This window comes from Pseudomonas sp. Marseille-Q0931 (assembly GCF_940789645.1).
In the GTDB taxonomy this organism is placed as follows: Bacteria; Pseudomonadota; Gammaproteobacteria; order Pseudomonadales; family Pseudomonadaceae; genus Aquipseudomonas.
Genome location: NZ_CALNWT010000001.1, coordinates 983295 through 1002430 on the forward strand (window position 1 = coordinate 983295; position 19136 = coordinate 1002430).

Below are 19136 nucleotides of genomic sequence, written 5' to 3' on the forward strand. Positions count from 1 at the left end.
ATGCACGACACGCTTTCGTCGAATTGCCTGGATATCCCCAAATCCCAAATAAAACTTGTACAAAAAGTTAATGCGCCTTAAGAAATCGCGATAAAGGGTTTAGCGTTTTGTCACTGGCGGCGCCTTAACCACAAGCCTGGGATCTCCTTGGGCGGACACTTTTTACCGATCCATCGCAGCGGCAGTGTGGTGAACGGCCCGGCAGAACTCTCACAGGCAAGGCGGCAGGCTAAGGGTCGGCAGGGCGACGAAGACGGTAGCGATGGCACCGATCAGGTTGACGCCGGCGGCAATACGGGCAACGAAACGCTCGGACTGGGTTGCGCGGTCACGCCTGGCGGCGCGCTGAAACAGGCGCGCCAGCAAGAGCAGTGCAATCGCGGTAACCAGGCTAAGCAGGGCGAGCAGCCCGTTCAGCCAGGTCCATTGCCCTTGCGCAGGGTCTGGCGGCACCAACGCACAACCCACCGAAAGACCGCCATAGATCGCAACGAACCAGAGGCTCCAGAGCACCAGCCCGAGCGGGATGTGGATCGGGTTGTAGGGCGAGCGTAACGGTTGCATCACGCATCTCCGAAGGCAGGTGGGAACAGCACTACGCTGCAGTAGGTGATCCACATCACCGCCAGGTTGTACTGCCAGAGCTGCTCTACCACCAGCGGCTCGTAAGGCGTGTTCTTGCACACATAGCCATAGTGCACACGCAACGCCTGCAATGCGCTGAGGATGGCTGCCAACGCGCCGTGCACCAGGCTGTAGCTGAGCATCACGGTGATCACCGCATCGTGTGCGGTGGCACGTGGTGCCAGATCGCCTGTCAGCAGGGCCCAGAGCAGCAGCCCGGCATGCAGCGCACCGAGCAGCGCCACGCCGGTAAAGCAGGTGATCAGAGTGGCCGGCTCTCCCTGACTCTGACGCAGACGGCGCAGCACCGGCCGCTGCCAGAGAACGGCGATGCTGAGCAGCACGGCGCTGGCCAGCAGCAGGCGCTGGTCGATGACCGGCTCGTCCGGGACCAGCCAGTTCGGCGACACGGTCCACAGGTAGAACCAGCCGAACAGCAGCGCCAGATAGAGTGCACCATTGGCCAGCAGGGTCACGCCCATGCCCCAGAGTCCCGGTCCGTCGCAGGTGCGCGAGTGCAGCGGCGGCTCTCCGGGCTGTACCCGGGCATCCGGCGCCGCCAGCGGGTGCGCGCCGTTCTCCCAGCTCCAGCGCAGCAGCACCGCCACCGCGATGATGCACGCGGCCAGCGCGACCCAGTAGAACTTGGTCAAAAGCCCCAGGCACATGATGGCGATGAAGGCCGAGGCGGCGAACGGCAGCCAACTGTTGCCGGGCAGGTGGATGATCTCGCGCACCTTGCCGGTCAGCGGTTCGACGCCCCAGGTCTCGCGGCGGCCGTGGTCAATCACTGTCAGCGCAAACTCGCCACGGTCGATGCGTTCGCCCAGATCAGGGCACTCCCACATCGGGTGACGGGTGCGTACCGGCGGCAGGCTGACGAAGTTGTAGGCGCTGGGTGGCAGGTGCGTGCTCCACTCCAGGGTATCCGCATCCCAGGGGTTGTTCTGCGCCTTCTGACCGAAGCGAAAGTGCAGAACGATATCCAGCAGCACCGTGGCGATGCCGATGGCCATGATGAAGCTGCCCACCGAGGAAATCAGATTTGGCAGATCCCAGCCCAGGCCGGTCTGGTAGGTGTAGATGCGCCGCGGCATGCCCATCAGCCCGGTCCAGTGCATGATCAGGAAGGTCACGTTGAAGCCGATGAACACCAGCCAGAAGCCCCACTTGCCGAGGCGCTCCGACGGCATGCGTCCGGAGAAGTGCGGCAGCCAGTAATAGATGCCGGCCAACAGCGGGAAGAACATGCCGCCCACCAACACGTAGTGCATGTGCGCTACCACGAAGTGAGTGTCGTGCACCTGCCAGTCGAAGGGCACCAGGGCCAGCATCACGCCGGTCAGGCCGCCACAGACGAAGATCACCAGAAAGCCCACCAGCCACAGCATCGGCACGTGGTAACGCGGCTTGCCGACCCACAGCGTGGCGATCCAGGCGAAGACCTGAACGCCGGTCGGGATCGCTACCAGCATGCTCGCAGCGGAAAAGAACACCTGCGCCAACTGCGGAATGCCCACGGTGAACATATGGTGTACCCACAAGCCGAAGCTGATGAAGCCGGTCGTGAGAACCGACAGCACCACCCAGCGATAGCCCACCAGCGGACGCTGGCAGAACACCGGCAGCAGGGTCGAGACGATGCCGGCCGCCGGCAGGAAGATGATGTACACCTCGGGATGGCCGAACAGCCAGAACAGGTGTTGCCAGAGAATCGGGTCGCCACCGCGCGCCACCTCGAAGAACGGCAGGCCAACGGCGCGCTCGAGTTCGAGCAGGATGCTGCCGAGGATCAGCGGCGGGAAGCCGACCACTATCATCATGGCCATGACCAGGATGTACCAGGCGTAGATCGGCATCTTGTTCAGGGCCATGCCTTCGGCACGGGTGCGCAGGATCGACACCACCAGTTCGACGCCCGCCGACACCGCGGAGATTTCCACGAAAGTGATACCGATCAGCCAGAAGTCCGAGTTCGGCCCCGGGGTATGCACGGCGCTGGAAAGCGGCGTGTACATGAACCAGCCGGCCTTGGGCGCGATGCCCAGCAGCAGACTGGCGCACAGAATCAGCCCACCGAACAGGTAGCACCAGTAGCCCAGCGCCGATAGCCGCGGGAATACCAGGTCACGGGCGCCGAGCATCTTCGGAATCAGGTAGACCGCCAGGCCCTCCATCATCGGTACGGCAAACAGGAACATCATCACCGTGCCGTGCATGGTGAACACCTGGTTGTAGATGTCCGGTTCGAGGAACTCGTAGCCGGGTATCGCCAGTTGCGTACGCACCAGCATCGCCAGCAGGCCGCCGAACAGGAAAAAGCCCAGCCCGGTGAGCATGAAGCGAATGCCGACGGTGGTGTGGTTGACGATGGTCAGCGACCTCCAGCCGCGCGGGTTGCCCCAGACTTCGTTGAACTGATCGTGCAGTTGCTCGGGGTCGGCAACGCGCTGGTTGCTTGGCGTACTCACGGGTGCAGGGTCTCCAGCCAGTCGGCGATGGCACTGAGGTGGTCGGGGTCGAGGTCGTCATGCAGCGGCATGGCGTTGCCGGGCTTGAGCCGCTGGTGCTCCTGCAGCCAGTGCAACAGTGCGCCCGGCTCGTTGTTCAGCACGCCGGCGCCGAGCATCGATCGCGCGCCGACATCGCTGAGGTCCGGGGCGCGATTTCCTTCGCTGACGCCCGCTACCCGGTGGCACTGGCCGCAGCGAGCCGCGAATGCTTCGCCGGCAGGGCCGGGCAGGGCGCTGGCTTGCAAGTCGCTGCGGGCTTGCAGCCAGTTGGCGAAGTCCTCTTCTTCATGAGCCTGCACGTCGAGGATCATGTGCGTGTGCTGGGTTCCGCAGAATTCCGAGCACTGCCCACGAAAAATGCCGGGGCGGTCGGCCTGCAGGCGGATGCGGTTGTCTCGACCAGGGATCATGTCGATCTTGCCGCCCAGGCGCGGCACCCAGAAGGAATGGATGACATCGGCGCTGGTGACGTCGAGGTCCACCGGGCGACCGACCGGCAGGTGCAGCTGGTTGGCGGTGACCACGCCGCTGTCCGGGTAGCGCACCTCCCACCACCACTGATGGCCGATCACCTCGATGCGCAAGGGCTGCTCGCCGCTCAACGGCAGGGGCAGCATGCGTTGGCCGATAGGAATGCCGAACAGCAGCAACACCAGAATGCTCAGGGTCGGCAGCAACAGGCCGCCGCCGATCAGCCAGCGCAACGTCAGCTGACGTGCCCGGGCGGCGTCCACCTGCGGGCTGTTGCGACGCATGGCATGCACCCACAACGCCGTCACCACGATCAGCACCAGAGTGGCGAAGGCGCACATCGCCCACCACAGGATCGCCACCTCGTGCGCAATCGGTCCGGCCGGGTCGAGCGCCGATTGTGGCCCCTCGCAGGCAACGAGAAACGGAACTGCCAGCGTCAGCGTGGTCAACTTGAAACAGGGCGTCAGCCAATGACGCTGCTGTTCAACCTCATCATTGATCTGTTCAGGGAGGCCGGGATGGCCGAAATAAAGGAAGTTATCGTCAGTCGCGCAGCTATCGCCGGGCATCCGCTGCATCCGATGATGATCCACTTTCCCGTGGCGGCGCTGCTGGGCCTGGTGGCGACCGACATCGCCTATCTGCTGCTGGCCGATCCGTTCTGGGCGCGTGCCAGTCTCTGGCTCGCGGGCGTCGGCGCCTTCGGTGGCTGGGTGGCGAGCATGGCGGGGCTGGTCGATCTGCTCACGGTCGGCAGCATCCGGCGCAAGATTACCGCCTGGTGCCATGCCATCATCGCGGTGATGATGCTGTCGTTGGCATCGCTGAACTGGCTGCTGCGCTACGCCGGCCCGGAGCAGGGCATGGAACGCTGGGCGCTGTACCTGTCGCTGCTGACCGCTGCCCTGATCGGGCTGGCAGCTTACCTCGGCGGGCGCCTGGTGTACGAACACGGCGTGGGTGTAGATACACGCTGAACGACTCGGCCCCTGCTTGCCGGCCACTGGGTGGTAGAGGGAGCGGGGCAGGTCATGCATGTTCTCGGGTACTCCATGGTCAGAAAGGTTTGGCCAGCACCAACCACAGCGTGGCGCTGATCAGGACGGCCAGCAGCAGGCCGATCAACAGGCAGTCACGGCGCAGGGCGCGGTCGGTAACGCGCTCGATGCGCAGGATCAACACGCCGCACAGGGCATGACATAGCACCATGCCGGCGACGGTGGTGAGCTTGACGATCAGCCAGGCATCGAAGATCGAGTCGCGCAGGAACAGCGCCGTGCCCGAGCCGATGGCCAGCAACGCTGCTGGCGTGGCGATCAGGTTGAAAATGGTGCGGGTGAGTTGGCCGTGGTCGCGATAGAAGAGGTCGTCGCTGCTGCGTGTACCGGCGGCGATCATCGCGGGCAGATACAGCAGCGCGCCGCACCAGCCGATCAGCGCCATGAAATGCAGCAGTTTGAGCAGTGGCATCGATGCTTTCCCGTGCGTCCGTTCGTTTCGAGCACATGGCCCTGATGGGGCAGGCCACGACTGTGTGACTGCCTGACGGTGTCTGAGTTCGGCTGCTCTCCTGGACGAGCCGCGTTCGCCTCCCGGGTGAAAAAGAAGGAACCGCCGCAAGGAGAAGGAGGGAGACGGTGCGGCGGTCCGGGGGAAGCAGAGATGCTCGTTCGATTTGGCGCGACTGCGCCGGCCAGGTGCGACACCTGGCAAGCTGCCCCTGAAACAAACAGAGTTGCGCCACCGCCCTCACGTTCAAGCTTTTTCGCCAAGGCCATGCGGTTCGTCACAAACAGTCGCCGGCAGAAAAATTGAAACCCGGCGATGAGTTTTCACTCACTTCAAGAGAAAGCCTCGCAAAGCGCTTCATTGGCAAAGGAGGAAACCATGAGAACTCACGTCGTGCATTTCACCGCACCGATCAATTCCTACACCTGTGGTCAGTTGATCGACAAATGCAGCCAGGCCGTCCATCAGGGCGCCGATGAACTGGTGCTGAAAATCGCCACCATGGGCGGGGAGTGCAGCTACGGCTTCTCCCTCTACAACTTCCTCATCTCGCTGCCGGTACCGGTCAAAACGCACAATCTCGGCACCGTGGAATCGATGGGCAACATCATCTTTCTCGCCGGAGAAACGCGAACGGCGTGCCCGCACAGCAAGTTCCTGTTTCACCCCTTCCACTGGACGGTCAATGGCGCCGTGGACCATGCGCGCATGTCCGAATATGCGATGAGCCTGGACTACGATCTGCAGCTCTACGCCGATATCGTCGCCGAGCGCACGACGGGGGCCGAGGCGCCGCTCGACGTGCTGCAGTGCCTGATGTCCGCGCCGCGCATCCTCAATGTAGAAGAAGCGCTGGCGGCGGGGGTGATCCACCGCGAAGACTGCCTGGGCATGCCGGCCGAAGCGGTCAACTGGTGCGTGCATACGTGAGCCGGTTTCTCTACCGCTTGGAATATTCTCTGAACGATCAGCGAAGCCCTGGCGTCGGAATCCATGTAGGCCCCGCCAAGGGACATACCATCAAGCAATGGCCGTTTAGCCGGCCCGGAGGCGACTTATGGATCTCACAGACGATCGCAAAGACCTGGTACGCACCCTCAACAAGCTCATCGAAACCTGCAAGGACGGTGAAGAGGGCTTCAAGGTCTGCGCCGAAGACGTCAAGCGACCGGATATGAAGCAACTGTTCTCGCAACGCTCGCGGCAGTGTGCCGAAGCGGCGGAAGAGCTGCAGCGTACCGTCCTGGAACTGGGCGGACAGCCCGAGGACAGCACCAGCATGAGCGCCGACCTGCACCGTCGCTGGGTCGACCTGAAATCACTGATCACTGGCAAGGATGAGGAGGCGATCCTCAACGAAGCCGAGCGTGGCGAGGACGTCGCCAAAGAACGCTACAGCGAAGCCTTGACCCAGAATCTGCCGCCGCAGATCCGTACCCTGGTGGAGCGTCAGTATCAGGGCGTGCTGCGCAACCACAACGAGGTCAGGGCCATGCGTGACGCGGCCCGCGCCAGGAGCTGATCCTGGCCCTACTACCGGGTGCCGCGTATCGACGCGCGCACCCGGTTGATCTATCCGCAAATGCGTCAGCAAGCGTAGGGGAGGCGCAACGCATGCCGACCTTGGACAAGACCATCACCCAGCTCAACCACCTTCTGATGACCAGTCACGATGCCAGCCTGAGCTATCGACGCCTCGCAGGCAGCATCGGCACACCCGAGCAGCAGCGGCTATTCAGCGAGCGCGAACAACAGTGCGTGATGCTGATGGACTGCCTGCACAACCAGATTCTTACCTACGGCGGCCGGCCGGCTGAGCACCCAAGCGTGCCCGGCGTGTTTCGCCATGCCTGGAACAGTTTGACCGCCTCGCTGTTGCCCGAGCGCGGACGCGCCCGCCTGCGCGCCGCATTACGCACGGAAAAGCAAATTCGCCACGGTTTCGAGCAATTGCTCGCGGAGCAGTTGGCTCCGGAGTTTCGTCAGCAGTTGCAGGAGCACAACAGCCGCAGCATCGAATTCGAAAGACTGATCCGCGCGCGGCTGTAGCCAAAGGTGCAGTAAAGGGCGGCTCAGTCCGGCAGCGGCCGCTTCGCCAGTGGCTCAAAGGCTGGCCCGTGCCTGACCTGGCCGTCGGCTTCGAAAATGGAACCGTGGCACGGACAATCCCAGGTGCGATCGGCATTGTTCCAGGTCACTGCGCAGCCCATGTGCGTGCACTTCGCCGACAGCGCATGCAGCGCACCGTCATCGTCGCGCCACACTGCCAGCTTCTCATCACCACGACTGACGACTCCGCCCTGGCCAGGCTGCAGAGCCTGCACATCATCGATCAGGGTGTGGCTGTCGCTGCTCTGGTTGAGATCCTCGCCAGCCTTGCGCTTGGGATCGAACAGCGCGCCCCAGGGCCAACGGCCGCTGATGATCTGCTGTGCCAGGCCGATGCCGGAGGCGGTGCCATTGGTGATGCCCCAGGCACTGAAGCCGGTGGCAAGGTACAGGCCGGGCGCCTTTTCGGCATCCGGTTCGCCGACATAAGCCATGCGGTCGGGGGTGTCATAATCCTCGTTGCACCAGCGCCAGACGGCCTCTGCCACCGGAAGGTGTTGCCGCGCCCACTCTTCCAGCTCGACGAAACGCTGTGCCACGTCAGCGTCCTGCCCCGTGTTGAAACGCGGACCAAGTACCAGAATCAGCGGCCCGTCCGCGTCCTGCGCCACACGGATGGAGTGCGTGGGCTCATCAGCGGCGATGAACATGCCTTCCAGCGCGTCCTCCGTGCTCGGACGAAAAGCGATGGCGACGTGACAACGCGGCTGTGTCGGGCTGATGTAGTCCACGGGTGTTTTCACCGGCATATGGGTGGTGATCACCAACTTGTCGGCACTGAGCACACCGCCCTCGAAACCGATCTGCCAGCGCTCATGATGTTCGAAGCTGGTCGCGCGGGTGCCCTCGAAGATACGCCCTCCCTTGGCCTGCACCGCTTGTGCAAGACCCAGCAGATAACGGGCCGGATTGAACTGCGCTTGCTGGGGAAACTCCAGCGCGCCGGAAGTGGCGAACGGCAGCGGCGCATGCTCCAGCACCTGCGCCTGCAGCCCCAGCGAACGAGCGGCCTCGGCTTCCGCCTTTAATGCGGCATTCTGCTGCTCGCTCACGGCGTAGACATAGGCAGAGCGTCGCTGGTAATCGCAGTCGATCGCGTACTGCTCGACCCAGTCAGCGATGCGCTGCAATGCCTGCTGGTTGGCGTCTGCATAAGACTGCGCCGTTGCACGGCCAGCCTTGTCGATCAGGTCGCGGTAGATCAATGCGTGCTGCGTGGTGACCTTGGCGGTCGACAAACCGGTCACCTGACGGCCGACCTTCCTCGCCTCGAGTACCACCACCGACTTGCCAGCCTCGCACAGCGCGAGCGCGGTACTCAGGCCGGCGATGCCGGCGCCGACGACCGCGACCTCACATTCGCAATGCCCGGAGAGGCTGGGAAAATCGATATCGGGCACGGAGGCGGGCCAGCAGCAGCCGGGTTTGGCAGATAGCGCGGTCATGGACACTTCCTCGTTTCTGCAGGGGTAGGTTCCCGTGTAGAAACCCGGTCACGCAGCGCGGTTCAACCTTTCTGCCCGCTGGTCAACATCCTGTCACGCCGCTCATCCATGGGTTCGGCAAATAATCTGAACTGGCGCAGCCGGCGGCGACTCCTCAGTAACGAGGGCCAACGCAATCGCGATAACCCTTAGCCAGAACCTTGCCACGACTGTCCTGCCCGGTCCGTTCTCAAGCGGTGCCAGAGGAGGGCGGTACGACCAGACCGACAGGAGATGCCCCCATGTCCACTGTTACCGACAACCTGCTGGATTGGCTGCGCGATGCTCACGCCATGGAGCAGCAAGCCGAGAAGATGCTCACCGCCCAATCCGAGCGCCTGGAACATTACCCCGATCTCAAAGCGCGCATCGTTCAGCACATCGACGAGACCCGCGGTCAGCGCGAACTGCTGGAGTCCTGCCTGCAGCGCCTGGGCAGCAGCCCATCGACATTCAAGGATCTGTCCGCCAAGGTCATGGCGTTCGGCCAGGCGGTTGCCGGCATGACCGTCAGCGACGAGGTGGTCAAGGGCGCGATGAGTGGCTACGTGTTCGAGAACATGGAAATCGCTGCCTACACCGTGCTGATCGCCGCCGCCAAAGAGGCCGGCGACACCCAGACCCAGACCGCCTGCGAACAGATCCTCAAGCAGGAAGTGGCGATGGCGGATTGGCTCAAAGAGCATCTGCCGCAGATAACCGCTGCGTTTCTCCAGCGCAGTGCATCACCTGACCAGGAAGCCAAGCGCTGAGCGAGCGCCTGGCAGTAACGGTCTCCTAGTGCACCATGATTGCCTGCTGAGCAGGCATGATGGTCGCAGGTTTGATCTTGCAGCGTGGAAGGGCCGTCGGCCCCTCCACGCTGCTGCCCTATAGATCACATCTCCGATACTTCGGCGGCGGGGATATGGCTGCGTGGAGCTTGGCGATCAGCGCCGCGCTGTCGCTCCGATAGGGGGGACGCTCGGTATCGCTGATTACGCAGTTGAGATGATCGAAACCTTCGCCACGCCCAAGCGATAGCGCTACCGCTATAGCGATCGGGTTGAGTCGGCACCACGACCAAGAGAACGATTTGGAAGAAAGGTACGCGCACGGTTCGGCATTATTCGCGTTATGGCTTAAAGTAGCCGGTTGCCGAAAGAACCGTCATGGCCATAGCCATGAAGGGCTTTCATTCTTCGAATTGGTCTGTGGTGAAGATGAACGAGCCTTTCATTTCGCTGTGCCCTGAAATTACTCGGGCACACGCGCTGACGCTGATGGAGTGGTTGGAGGATGAGCGCGTCACTTGCTATCTGAGTGACTCGCGTCATGTTGCCCGCTCCATCGAACAAGCCATCGATCGGACTCAGTTGCCGATCCTGACTCATCTATTCAACCGAGGCGGCCGATTCTTCATGGCCTACGACCGCCATGATGCCCCGGTGGGCTTTGTCCGTCTGATCAAGACCGGCTCGGATTGCGAGATAGTCCTGGCCATCGGAGACAGCGAAAAGTGGGGCCAGAACCTTGGGACCCGCACGCTCCTCGAAGGCATGAAACTGGCGTTTCTCGACATGCGGGCGGAAAAGCTGATCGCCAAGATCCACCCGGATAACCTGCGTTCGCACAAGGCCTTCATGCGCAGCGGCTTTGTGCTTGAGAGCGAAACCTCGACATTGAAGACGTTCTCCATGACGGAGGGGTGCTATCTGCAGTTCTTGCGTGAAGATGCCTTTAAAAATGCCCCTGCGATCTACATCACGGAATTCGACAAAGCCAGGCTCGAGAGCCTGATCGCGCTCGAACAGGGCCCGGCCGTTGTCGAACTCGAACATGAGCTCGAGCGAGCCGTTGTGGTCGAACCTCAGCAGGTGCCGGGCAATGTCGTGACGATGAATTCCAGGGCCTTGCTGCAGCTGGACGATGAAGAGATCGAAGTGGCCCTGGTTTATCCTGAAGACGCGGACTGGAACGCCGGCAAGCATTCCGTGTGCTCCGACATCGGGGCCGCCATCCTCGGCTATCAGGAGGGAGATGCCATCGACTGGCGAATTTCTGATCGAACCCGCCGAATCGAGATCAGGAAAGTGCTTTACCAGCCGGAGGCGGCGGGCGATTTCCACCTGTAACTGCGCCTTGGGCTCGGTGTTCGTCCGCCAAATCCGAAAATGATCGGAAAAACTGACTGCTTAAGCGGGTCCCGGGGCGTCAGCCAAATGTGTGCTGGCGATAGCGGGGGGCTGCGTTGCGCTCCCCCCGGCGTCGCTGCTTTCGGCCATAAGCGCAGATCGTAGGCGACAGCCTCGAACTCGAAGCTGCGGTTGCTAGCCGCCTAGCGGGCTGCGAGAGCCATCGCTTGGCGTTTTTTCCAAAGCATCTTGGCGGCGGTGGGATTGATTGGGCTACCACTGAACGTGGGAAGGGGGGATTGAAGTATCTTTTTGCCGACATCTTCCCATTGAATATTCCCGGTAGTCATTTCCCGGGTGAGGTTGAACTCATCAACTATCGTCTTTAAATCCTTGTCACTTACCAAAGCACAGGGATTAATAGCCTTCATGTAAATGCTCGTGCCGTTCTGGCTAAGCGACATCAGCAGCTTTCCATCAGGTCGCGCCTTGAGTGCTACCTCATGTTCTGGCAGGTGTTTGCGCAAATACTTGATTGCGTTTTCCACGGCATGAACCCTCCATTGTGCTTGTATTGATACAGGCACATGAGCAGTAGGCATGCCAAGATTCCGAGCAACCTTAATCCATTGATTTTAATAGCTTATTTTTATTTCAAGGCTGATCTCGCGGTGCAAAATGCACTGTGTGCCATAAGGCTATCATGCATATTACAATGTCGCTCCCGCTGCGCTTTTAGTGACGAAGGTGACGTCTCTCAGTTACTGCCAGGGCTCACACTTGCCACGGTCCGCTTCCGGACCAATCTAATTTCAAAACGATGGATGGAAGGTCTCTCACGACACCGCTAAGCCGACATGCTGAACTATTCAGAAGGGGCGCTTCTCTAGAAAAGTGAACAGTCAAGTTCATTCAGGGATGGCTTGGCGCGATAAGGACGTAAGCGAAAACAACCGTGAGAGGTAGCCCAATGTTTGTACATAACAAGCGGCTCCAGTACACCGTTCGGGTGGCTGGCCCCAATCCTGGTCTCGCTAATTTATTGCTGGAGCAATTCGGTGGGCCGCAAGGTGAACTTGCCGCCGCGATGCGCTATTTCACCCAAGGCCTGGCTGAAGATGATGCAGGTCGCAAGGATATGCTGATGGACATCGCCACGGAGGAGCTGAGCCACCTCGAGGTCATCGGTACCATCGTTGGCATGTTGAACAAGGGCGCGAAGGGCCAGTTGGCAGAGGGCGTCGAGGCGGAGGCGGAGCTTTATCGATCGCTGACTGGCGGCGGTAATGATTCGCACATTACCTCGCTGCTGTATGGTGGTGGGCCGGCGCTGGTCAACTCCGCAGGCGTGCCATGGACTGCAGCCTACATCGATTCGATTGGTGAGCCTTCCGCTGATCTACGCTCGAATATCGCTGCCGAGGCGCGTGCAAAAATCGTCTATGAGCGGTTGATCAACGTAACCGATGATCCAGGCATTCAAGACGCTCTGCGCTTTTTGATGTCGCGAGAGCTGGCACATCAGAAGTCCTTTGAGAAGGCGCTCCACTCGATGCGACCCAACTTCCCGCAGGGGAAGCTTCCGGGCCTGCCAGAGTTCACCAATACGTACTTCAACATGTCGCAGGGCGAAGGCGAGATGCGAGGTTCGTGGAATCAGGGCGGCGATTGGATCTATGTGGATTCGCCAAGCCCAGCAGTAGATGGTGGGGATGGCATGGCAACCGTTGCGCTGCCGGACAAGGACGGCAAAGTCCTGGCCCAGATGGCTGCTCGCACTCTGTCGGATCCAGCGGCAGACCCGCTTACCGGTGCCGATATTGGCTCCGGGGTCACAAAGAAATAGCGCTGCAGTCGTTAGTGGAGGGGGCCTGGAGCAGGCCCTCTGCGCTATCTGAATGCCTGCTGCGCTAATCGCAGCCGCTAAACGGCGACCAGCCGAATCGAGCCGGAGGCTGGACTGAAGCAGCAGTCGGGCGGGTCAGAGCTTGTTTGGGAATGTGCGGCGACGCGGGTTCTCAGTTTGAAACGGCTTTTCGCATTATTGGCGATACATCGCTGCAACTCGTGACGGCAGCGCAGCCGCCTTTCAGGTAGCGGCAATCTCTAGCTGCGGATTCGTATGGGTACCATCCAAGTTGTTGCTCGATAGCTTCGCGAATTCCCGTCGATATGAACCTGGGAGCGGAGCGTATATACAACTCTGCGTGGGCGGCTTTGCCCGCAGGTAGTGCCGCCAAATATTCAACGGCTTCCTTCTCGCTCGGTGCGCGGTTGATGTCTCCATCAAAACGAGGCGGCAAGGCCGTCCACACCACCGCATCGATGTCCCTGCGGCGCGCCCACTTGGCAATTTGCGCGCGAAAGCGTTGAGAGGGGTCACAGGTGACGGTGTCTCCCACCAGCCATGGCTGATGCGAGGGAATTTGTTCACGTGCTCGTAAAAATTCGCGGGCTTCGGCTAGAGAACCGGTGCTGAGCACGGTCCACATGACCTTCGTGAAGGGCGCTGTAGGGCAGATCACAGCTGCCAGCTCACCTCCATCGCCAACACGTGCGAAATCTATGGGTAAGGCCGGCCCGTCGTGACGCCAAGGCAACTGTGCGGGTAACACTCCCGGTTTCCACATCAGCGAGCCCCAGCCAAGGCAGGCAATCCGCATAACGTAACCACTCCAAAACAGAACATTCGAAGTCCAGCTGTGAGGTTAGGACGGCCGCTCCGAATAGGGCGTTCCACTCTTTTCCACCCATCCCCGATTCGGCTGTTGGGTGGCAGAAAGCATGAACCTCGGCCGAGCGTCCGCAGTCGATTCTTAGCAAGCTGCAAAAACGGGACATTCTCGTTTCTTTCCAATATCAGCTGGAGATCAACATGGCTCGCACTACGATTGAAGATCTTTTTATTCATGAGTTATCCGACGTTTACAGCGCGGAGAAACAGATCACCAAGGCACTGCCGCGCATGGCACGAGCGGCTACCAACCCGCTGCTCGCCGACGCGTTCAAGGCTCACCTTGAAGAAACTCAAGGGCAGATCGAGCGTATCGACCAGCTCGTTGAGGCCTCCGGTCTCAAGCTCAAGCGCATGAAATGCGTCGCCATGGAAGGTCTGGTCGAGGAGTCCAAGGAACTGATCGACGAAATCGAGAAGGGCGCAGTGCTGGACGCAGGTCTGATCGGCGCCGCGCAAAAGGTCGAGCACTACGAGATCGCCAGCTATGGCACCTTGATTGCTATGGCGAAACATCTGGGCCTGAAGGAAGCGGTTTCGCTGCTCAAGGCGACGCTGGTCGAGGAAAAAGCGACCGATGAGAAATTAAGCAAGATCGCTGAGCAGGGTGGTAATCAGGCTGCGACGATGAGCTCCTGAACCCGGCCGGCAGGCAGGCGACCCAACGGTCGCCTGCGCTTGGACTTGAGCAGTGCTTGGAGAATTGGACATGACCTTTACTCAATTTGCCCAGGTGTTATCGCGATGGTCTGGCGACCATAGAATCTTTCTTGTAGCAATCCTGTTATTGCTGGTGTGGGCGGGTAGTGGTCCTTTTTTCCACTTCAACGATACCTGGCAGCTGATCATCAACACGACAACGACCATCATCACGTTTCTGATGGTTTTCCTCATTCAAAACACCCAGAACCGCGATAACGACGTGCTCCACATCAAGCTGGATGAATTGCTGCGCACGACCAAGGACGCCCACAACGCGCTGCTGAATCTGGACGAACTCTCGGCTGGGGAACTTCGGTCGCTGCGAAAGCACTACGCCGCTCTTTTCAGTGAAGACGGCCCTAAAGGCGCACGAATCAACAAGCTTCTCGATGAGCTGTCGCGGGCGGGAGATGACAGCGAAGGGAAGGCCGACGCCGAGAACGAAAGCAAAGATAATGAACAGCCTCAGTAGCACAGCGTTGCGCAACTGATTTTCGCCCTGGTGAACAAGAACAGTCCGAACGGCAAGGTCATACTCCTGCTGCACGATTGGACTGCCTGTCAGGTTTCCACTTCGCCGCGCTGCACTCACATAAGAGTGAAAGAACCGGTGATGGTGGACAGCGCGGAGCGATAACCGCGCGTGGCGCAGTGGCTGGCACTGAGCGATTGATGCCTAGGCCAAGTATGCCGCTCGCGACACCTTTCGTTACGAGCGGCCAGGCGACCCATCGGCTAGGCGACCGGGATCTTGACACGTTCGAGGTGACACCCTCCCGTCAGAGAGGCTTGCATCTCCATGGTTTGCTCGTGCGGTACGCCAAGGGCAATCGCGCTGGCGTCATTCAGGCGTGCGTAATCCGCTTCGGACAATGTCAGATCGAGCGCGCCAAGCGTGGCGTCCAACTGCGCGCGAGTGCGCGAACCGAGGATTGGGATCAAGCTGGTGCTGGACTGCCGGGCCTTGTGTAGCAGCCAGGCAATGGCCACCTGGGTCGGCGTGCTGCCCATGTTGCTGGCGACATCGATCAGCGTGTCGATGATCGCAGTCTCCCTGGCGCCGTTTTCAGCATGCACGAGCATGCCCAACTTGGTTGCACGGCTGTCCTCGCTGCTGCTGCGGTACTTGCCCGTCAGCAGGCCGCCTGCCAGCGGCGACCATTGCGTGACGGCCAGGCCCAGGGCCTCCGCCATGGGTATCAGCTCTCGGTCGGCGCTGCGCTCCGCCAGGCTGTATTCGAGCTGAATGCCGGCCACAGGCGCCCAGCCACGCAACTCTGCCAGCAAGTCGGCACGCGAGACACGCCAGGCGGGGAAGTTGGAAAGGCCGATGTAGTGGATCTTGCCGGCGCTCACCAGGTCGTCGAAGCCGCGCATGATTTCTTCCATCGGCGTCAGCTCGTCGCTGATATGGGCCCAGAGCAAATCGATATGGTCGGTATTCAGGCGACGCAGGCTTTCTTCTACTGCGCGCACCATGTTCTTGCGGTTGTTGCCGAGCTGGGAAACGCCGGCCGCCGGTGTCGTGCCCATGGTGTATTTGGTGGCAAGAACGAAATGATCGCGGTCGGATGCGATGAACTCACCGAGCAGAGATTCCGCCTGGCCCGCCTGATAGCCATTGGCGGTGTCGAGGAAGTTGCCACCGGCTTCGACATAGCCGTCGAAAATCTGCCGGGCTTCGTCGCGTTCGGCGCCATGGCCCCAACCAGTGCCGAAGTTGCCAGTGCCCAGTGCGAGCTCGGATACGCGTAGGCCGGTGCGCCGGCCGAAGGTGCTGTAACGCATGGAAGTCCTCCTGATGGCCGATAAAGGCGGCCATCGCATGTAAAAAAGCGTGAGGGAGCGTCGCGCCACCCTCATGCAAGGAAGTCACGGATTAATGGCCGAGCCGCTCGATAGCGGCGGCAACCCCGGCACCATAGGCCGGATCGGCCTTGCCACAGTTGCCGATGTGCCGTTCTATCACCTGTTGCGAGGCGCCGCGGATTGCCCGCGCGGTGTTGTCGAACAGCGACTGCTGCTGCGCTGGCGACATCAGGCGGAACAGCGCGCCGGGCTGCGAGTAGTAGTCCTCGTCGACGCGGTGATTCCAGTGATCGGCAGCGCCCTCCAGCGTCAGCGGCGGCTCCGCGAACTCGGGTTGCTCGGCCCATTCTCCGAAGCTGTTGGGCTCGTAGGCCAGGCGCGCGCCCTGGTTGCCGTCGACGCGCATCTGCCCGTCGCGGTGGTAGCTGTGATACGGGCAGCGCGGCGCGTTGACCGGGATGTGCGTGTGGTTGACGCCGAGCCGATAGCGCTGCGCATCACCGTAGGAGAACAGTCGCCCCTGAAGCATCTTGTCCGGCGAGAAGCCGATGCCGGGCACCACGTGGGCCGGGTTGAAGGCGGCCTGCTCGACCTCGGCAAAGACGTTCTCCGGGTTGCGATTGAGCTCCAGTACGCCGACTTCGATCAGTGGGTAATCCTTGTGCGGCCAGACCTTGGTCAGGTCGAAGGGGTTGATGGGGTAGCGGCCGGCGTCCTGCTCCGGCATCACCTGCACGTAGAAGGTCCAGCATGGGAAGTTGCCCTGTTCGATGTTGTCGTACAGGTCGCGCTGGCTACTCTCACGGTCGCCGGCCACCACCTGCCCAGCCTCGGCGTCGCTGAGGTTGCGAATGCCCTGTTGGCTCTTCCAGATGAACTTGACCCAGTGCCGCTCGTTAGCCGCGTTGATGAAGCTGAAGGTGTGGCTGCCGAAACCGTGCATGTGTCGGTAGCCGTCGGGAATGCCGCGGTCGCTCATGACGATGGTGACCTGATGCAGCGCCTCCGGCAGGCTGGTCCAGAAGTCCCAGTTGTTCTGCGCGCTGCGCATGCCGGTGCGCGGGTCGCGCTTCACCGCATGGTTGAGGTCGGGAAACTTCAGTGGATCGCGCAGGAAGAACACCGGCGTGTTGTTGCCCACCAGGTCCCAGTTGCCCTGCTCGGTGTAGAACTTGATGGCGAAACCGCGAATATCCCGTTCGGCGTCAGCAGCACCGCGCTCACCGGCCACGGTGGAGAAGCGCACGAAGATGTCGGTTTGCTTGCCCACCTGGGAGAACAGCGCGGCGCGGGTGTAGCGGCTGATGTCCTGGGTCACGGTGAAGGTGCCGTAGGCGCCAGAGCCCTTGGCGTGCATGCGCCGCTCCGGAATTACCTCGCGGTCGAAATGGGCGAGTTTTTCCAGGAACCACACGTCCTGCAACAGCGCCGGGCCACGCGGACCAGCGGTCTGGATGTTCTGGTTATCTACGACTGGAGCGCCGGAGGCGGTAGTGAGCTTCTTCATTTTTTGCTCCTTCGAATAAGCAATGGCGGCTGGGACGGCCCGCTGCTGTAGCGGACAAGTCTCAACCCGACGACTCGTCCGCCTTCAGCAATGAGTCCTCATGCAGCGCTGCGGGCCTGACCGAGGTACTCGGCGGTGGAGATGACCGGTGCATAACCGAACTGCAGCGCCGCCATGAAGGCTGCATGCACCTGCTCGGCCGGCACCTTCACGCCGTTGAACTCCAGATCGAGGGTGGCGCACGCGTCGTGCAGCACGGTGGTCTGGTAGCCGAAGTCGACGGCGGCGCGGGTGATGCCGTCCACGCACATGTGGCTCATGTTGCCGACTACCACCACCTCGCTTACGCCGTGCTCGTCGAGCACCTGCTTCAGCTCGGTCTCGCGGAACGAGTTGATGTAATGCTTGAGTACGACCGGCTCGCCCGGGTGGTTGAGCACGCTGGGATGAATCTGTGCGCCTTCACTGCCGGGCCGGAAGAAGGGGGCGTCCTGGCTCGTGAACTCGTGGCGGATATGCACCACCAGGTCGCCACGCTCGCGGAATACGGCGATGACCTGAGCCGCCTTGGCGGCAGCGGATTCGACCTTGCTCAGGGTCCACAGGCCGCCAGGGAAATAGTCGTTCTGAATATCCACCACGATCAGTGCTTGCTTGCCGTTCATTGCGTTTCTCCTATTCGAGGTGGCCCGCCAAACTGCGGCGGGCATACGAGTGCTTAGCTGCGCACAAATGCCAGCAGGTCGTTGTTGAGCTGATCCTTGTGGGTATCGGTGATGCCATGCGGAGCGCCGGGGTAGATCACCAGCTTCGCGTGAGGCACCAGCTGGGCCGAGGCGCGGGCGGCCGCATCCACCGGCACGATCTGGTCGTCGTCGCCATGCAGGATCAGGGTGGGCACGTCGAATTTCTTCAGATCTTCGGTGAAGTCGGTCTCGGAGAACGCCTTGATGCAGTCATAGGCACTCTTGTGTCCGGCCATCATGCCCTGCATCCAGAACGCATCGATCACGCCCTGGGAGGGCTTGGCGCCTGGGCGGTTGTAGCCATAGAACGGACCGCTGGCGATGTCCTTGTACAACTGCGAACGGTCGGCCAGGGAGCCTGCGCGAATGCCATCGAACACTTCGCGCGGCAGGCCGCCGGGGTTGGCCTCGGTTTTCAGCATCAGCGGTGGGACCGCAGAGATCAGGCCGACTTTGGCCACGCGTTTGGTGCCGTGGCGACCTATGTAGCGGGTAACCTCGCCGCCGCCGGTGGAGAAGCCGAACAGCACCGCTTCCTGCAGGTCGAGCGTTTCGATCAGTTCTGCGAGGTCGTCCGCGTAGCAGTTCATTTCGTTGCCGTCCCAAGGCTGGCTGGAGCGGCCATGGCCACGGCGATCATGGGCGATCACGCGGTAGCCGTTGTTGGCCAGAAAGATCATTTGTGATTCCCAGCTATCCGCGTTCAACGGCCAGCCATGACTGAAGACGATGGGCTGGCCGCTGCCCCAGTCTTTGAAGTAAATCTCGGTGCCGTCGCGAGTGGTGATTGTGCTCATGGTCTTCTCCTTTT

The 19136-nt window shown here is 61.2% G+C and carries 20 protein-coding genes; 9 read left to right on the forward strand and 11 right to left on the reverse strand.

Going from position 1 to position 19136, the window contains the following annotated elements; genetic code table 11:
- Positions 1-210: 210 nt before the first annotated feature.
- The 3 genes from P3C50_RS04760 to coxB are packed head-to-tail and all read right to left on the reverse strand — an operon-like array spanning position 211 to position 3982.
- Positions 211-564, reverse strand: a complete 354-nt coding sequence (locus P3C50_RS04760; protein WP_275545072.1) for a hypothetical protein — start codon at positions 562-564, stop codon at positions 211-213.
- The gene (gene ctaD, locus P3C50_RS04765) at positions 564-3095 is read right to left on the reverse strand and encodes a cytochrome c oxidase subunit I (protein WP_275545073.1); all 2532 of its coding nucleotides are present in this window, start codon (positions 3093-3095) and stop codon (positions 564-566) included. Before ctaD ends, P3C50_RS04760 begins: the two co-directional genes overlap by 1 nt.
- Positions 3092-3982 (reverse strand): cytochrome c oxidase subunit II, encoded by an 891-nt coding sequence (gene coxB, locus P3C50_RS04770; protein WP_275545342.1) that lies wholly within the window; start codon positions 3980-3982, stop codon positions 3092-3094. The genes ctaD and coxB overlap by 4 nt, the downstream gene beginning before the upstream one ends.
- Before the next feature lie 147 nt (positions 3983-4129).
- Between coxB and P3C50_RS04775 the strand changes: the two genes are divergently transcribed.
- Positions 4130-4588, forward strand: a complete 459-nt coding sequence (locus P3C50_RS04775) for a DUF2231 domain-containing protein (protein ID WP_197855849.1) — start codon at positions 4130-4132, stop codon at positions 4586-4588.
- A gap of 79 nt (positions 4589-4667) precedes the next feature.
- Here P3C50_RS04775 and P3C50_RS04780 read toward each other — a convergent pair whose 3' ends face one another.
- Positions 4668-5081 (reverse strand): CopD family protein, encoded by a 414-nt coding sequence (locus P3C50_RS04780; RefSeq protein ID WP_275545074.1) that lies wholly within the window; start codon positions 5079-5081, stop codon positions 4668-4670.
- 417 nt (positions 5082-5498) lie between these two features.
- On the opposite strand from P3C50_RS04780, the gene P3C50_RS04785 reads away from it, so the two are divergent.
- From P3C50_RS04785 to P3C50_RS04795, 3 genes are all read left to right on the forward strand, one after another.
- A complete protein-coding gene (locus P3C50_RS04785; protein ID WP_197855706.1) occupies positions 5499-6050 on the forward strand; it encodes an ATP-dependent Clp protease proteolytic subunit in 552 nt (183 codons plus the stop codon).
- A 127-nt stretch (positions 6051-6177) separates the two neighbouring features.
- Positions 6178-6642 carry a ferritin-like domain-containing protein gene (locus tag P3C50_RS04790; protein WP_197855707.1) on the forward strand — a complete coding sequence of 155 codons (465 nt, stop codon included), beginning with the start codon at positions 6178-6180 and terminating at the stop codon, positions 6640-6642.
- A gap of 92 nt (positions 6643-6734) precedes the next feature.
- Positions 6735-7169: a PA2169 family four-helix-bundle protein gene (locus P3C50_RS04795; protein ID WP_275545075.1), complete on the forward strand. Its 435-nt coding sequence runs from the start codon at positions 6735-6737 to the stop codon at positions 7167-7169.
- Positions 7170-7192: 23 nt separating this feature from the next.
- Here the strand turns inward: P3C50_RS04795 and P3C50_RS04800 are convergent, their stop codons facing one another.
- On the reverse strand, positions 7193-8674 hold the full coding sequence (locus tag P3C50_RS04800; protein WP_275545076.1) for an FAD-dependent oxidoreductase: 1482 nt from the start codon (positions 8672-8674) through the stop codon (positions 7193-7195).
- A gap of 281 nt (positions 8675-8955) precedes the next feature.
- On the opposite strand from P3C50_RS04800, the gene P3C50_RS04805 reads away from it, so the two are divergent.
- Together P3C50_RS04805 and P3C50_RS04810 are read left to right on the forward strand one after the other, a co-directional pair.
- On the forward strand, positions 8956-9465 hold the full coding sequence (locus P3C50_RS04805; protein ID WP_275545077.1) for a ferritin-like domain-containing protein: 510 nt from the start codon (positions 8956-8958) through the stop codon (positions 9463-9465).
- Between the two features lie 399 nt (positions 9466-9864).
- Positions 9865-10827 (forward strand): bifunctional GNAT family N-acetyltransferase/nucleoside diphosphate kinase regulator, encoded by a 963-nt coding sequence (locus P3C50_RS04810; RefSeq protein WP_275545078.1) that lies wholly within the window; start codon positions 9865-9867, stop codon positions 10825-10827.
- Positions 10828-11030: 203 nt separating this feature from the next.
- Here P3C50_RS04810 and P3C50_RS04815 read toward each other — a convergent pair whose 3' ends face one another.
- Positions 11031-11429 carry a hypothetical protein gene (locus P3C50_RS04815; RefSeq protein ID WP_275545079.1) on the reverse strand — a complete coding sequence of 133 codons (399 nt, stop codon included), beginning with the start codon at positions 11427-11429 and terminating at the stop codon, positions 11031-11033.
- 368 nt (positions 11430-11797) lie between these two features.
- On the opposite strand from P3C50_RS04815, the gene P3C50_RS04820 reads away from it, so the two are divergent.
- Complete coding sequence (locus P3C50_RS04820; protein ID WP_275545080.1) at positions 11798-12673, forward strand: manganese catalase family protein; 876 nt, start codon at positions 11798-11800, stop codon at positions 12671-12673.
- Between the two features lie 172 nt (positions 12674-12845).
- On the opposite strand, the gene P3C50_RS04825 is transcribed toward P3C50_RS04820, so the two are convergent.
- On the reverse strand, positions 12846-13319 hold the full coding sequence (locus P3C50_RS04825) for a hypothetical protein (RefSeq protein ID WP_275545081.1): 474 nt from the start codon (positions 13317-13319) through the stop codon (positions 12846-12848).
- A gap of 383 nt (positions 13320-13702) precedes the next feature.
- Between P3C50_RS04825 and P3C50_RS04830 the strand changes: the two genes are divergently transcribed.
- Positions 13703-14200: a ferritin-like domain-containing protein gene (locus P3C50_RS04830; protein WP_275545082.1), complete on the forward strand. Its 498-nt coding sequence runs from the start codon at positions 13703-13705 to the stop codon at positions 14198-14200.
- 70 nt (positions 14201-14270) lie between these two features.
- A complete protein-coding gene (locus P3C50_RS04835; RefSeq protein ID WP_275545083.1) occupies positions 14271-14735 on the forward strand; it encodes a low affinity iron permease family protein in 465 nt (154 codons plus the stop codon).
- Between the two features lie 263 nt (positions 14736-14998).
- Here P3C50_RS04835 and P3C50_RS04840 read toward each other — a convergent pair whose 3' ends face one another.
- From P3C50_RS04840 to P3C50_RS04855, 4 genes are all read right to left on the reverse strand, one after another.
- Positions 14999-16051 (reverse strand): aldo/keto reductase, encoded by a 1053-nt coding sequence (locus P3C50_RS04840; RefSeq protein ID WP_275545084.1) that lies wholly within the window; start codon positions 16049-16051, stop codon positions 14999-15001.
- 91 nt (positions 16052-16142) lie between these two features.
- Complete coding sequence (locus tag P3C50_RS04845; RefSeq protein WP_275545085.1) at positions 16143-17579, reverse strand: catalase; 1437 nt, start codon at positions 17577-17579, stop codon at positions 16143-16145.
- Between the two features lie 98 nt (positions 17580-17677).
- Positions 17678-18244 (reverse strand): cysteine hydrolase family protein, encoded by a 567-nt coding sequence (locus P3C50_RS04850; RefSeq protein WP_275545086.1) that lies wholly within the window; start codon positions 18242-18244, stop codon positions 17678-17680.
- A 53-nt stretch (positions 18245-18297) separates the two neighbouring features.
- Positions 18298-19122, reverse strand: a complete 825-nt coding sequence (locus P3C50_RS04855; protein WP_275545087.1) for an alpha/beta fold hydrolase — start codon at positions 19120-19122, stop codon at positions 18298-18300.
- Positions 19123-19136: the final 14 nt, after the last annotated feature.

Excerpts from the sequence above, each read along its gene's own strand:
- P3C50_RS04760 (WP_275545072.1), bottom strand. The coding sequence starts at position 564 with ATGCAACCGTTACGCTCGCCCTACAACCCGATCCACATCCCGCTCGGG.
- P3C50_RS04790 (WP_197855707.1), top strand. The coding sequence starts at position 6,178 with ATGGATCTCACAGACGATCGCAAAGACCTGGTACGCACCCTCAACAAG.
- P3C50_RS04855 (WP_275545087.1), bottom strand. The coding sequence starts at position 19,122 with ATGAGCACAATCACCACTCGCGACGGCACCGAGATTTACTTCAAAGAC.
- P3C50_RS04805 (WP_275545077.1), top strand. The coding sequence starts at position 8,956 with ATGTCCACTGTTACCGACAACCTGCTGGATTGGCTGCGCGATGCTCAC.
- P3C50_RS04800 (WP_275545076.1), bottom strand. The coding sequence starts at position 8,674 with ATGACCGCGCTATCTGCCAAACCCGGCTGCTGCTGGCCCGCCTCCGTG.
- P3C50_RS04840 (WP_275545084.1), bottom strand. The coding sequence starts at position 16,051 with ATGCGTTACAGCACCTTCGGCCGGCGCACCGGCCTACGCGTATCCGAG.
- P3C50_RS04775 (WP_197855849.1), top strand. The coding sequence starts at position 4,130 with ATGGCCGAAATAAAGGAAGTTATCGTCAGTCGCGCAGCTATCGCCGGG.
- P3C50_RS04845 (WP_275545085.1), bottom strand. The coding sequence starts at position 17,579 with ATGAAGAAGCTCACTACCGCCTCCGGCGCTCCAGTCGTAGATAACCAG.
- P3C50_RS04830 (WP_275545082.1), top strand. The coding sequence starts at position 13,703 with ATGGCTCGCACTACGATTGAAGATCTTTTTATTCATGAGTTATCCGAC.
- P3C50_RS04815 (WP_275545079.1), bottom strand. The coding sequence starts at position 11,429 with ATGCCTACTGCTCATGTGCCTGTATCAATACAAGCACAATGGAGGGTT.
- P3C50_RS04850 (WP_275545086.1), bottom strand. The coding sequence starts at position 18,244 with ATGAACGGCAAGCAAGCACTGATCGTGGTGGATATTCAGAACGACTAT.
- P3C50_RS04780 (WP_275545074.1), bottom strand. The coding sequence starts at position 5,081 with ATGCCACTGCTCAAACTGCTGCATTTCATGGCGCTGATCGGCTGGTGC.
- P3C50_RS04820 (WP_275545080.1), top strand. The coding sequence starts at position 11,798 with ATGTTTGTACATAACAAGCGGCTCCAGTACACCGTTCGGGTGGCTGGC.
- P3C50_RS04795 (WP_275545075.1), top strand. The coding sequence starts at position 6,735 with ATGCCGACCTTGGACAAGACCATCACCCAGCTCAACCACCTTCTGATG.
- P3C50_RS04785 (WP_197855706.1), top strand. The coding sequence starts at position 5,499 with ATGAGAACTCACGTCGTGCATTTCACCGCACCGATCAATTCCTACACC.
- P3C50_RS04825 (WP_275545081.1), bottom strand. The coding sequence starts at position 13,319 with ATGTGGACCGTGCTCAGCACCGGTTCTCTAGCCGAAGCCCGCGAATTT.
- P3C50_RS04810 (WP_275545078.1), top strand. The coding sequence starts at position 9,865 with ATGGCCATAGCCATGAAGGGCTTTCATTCTTCGAATTGGTCTGTGGTG.
- P3C50_RS04835 (WP_275545083.1), top strand. The coding sequence starts at position 14,271 with ATGACCTTTACTCAATTTGCCCAGGTGTTATCGCGATGGTCTGGCGAC.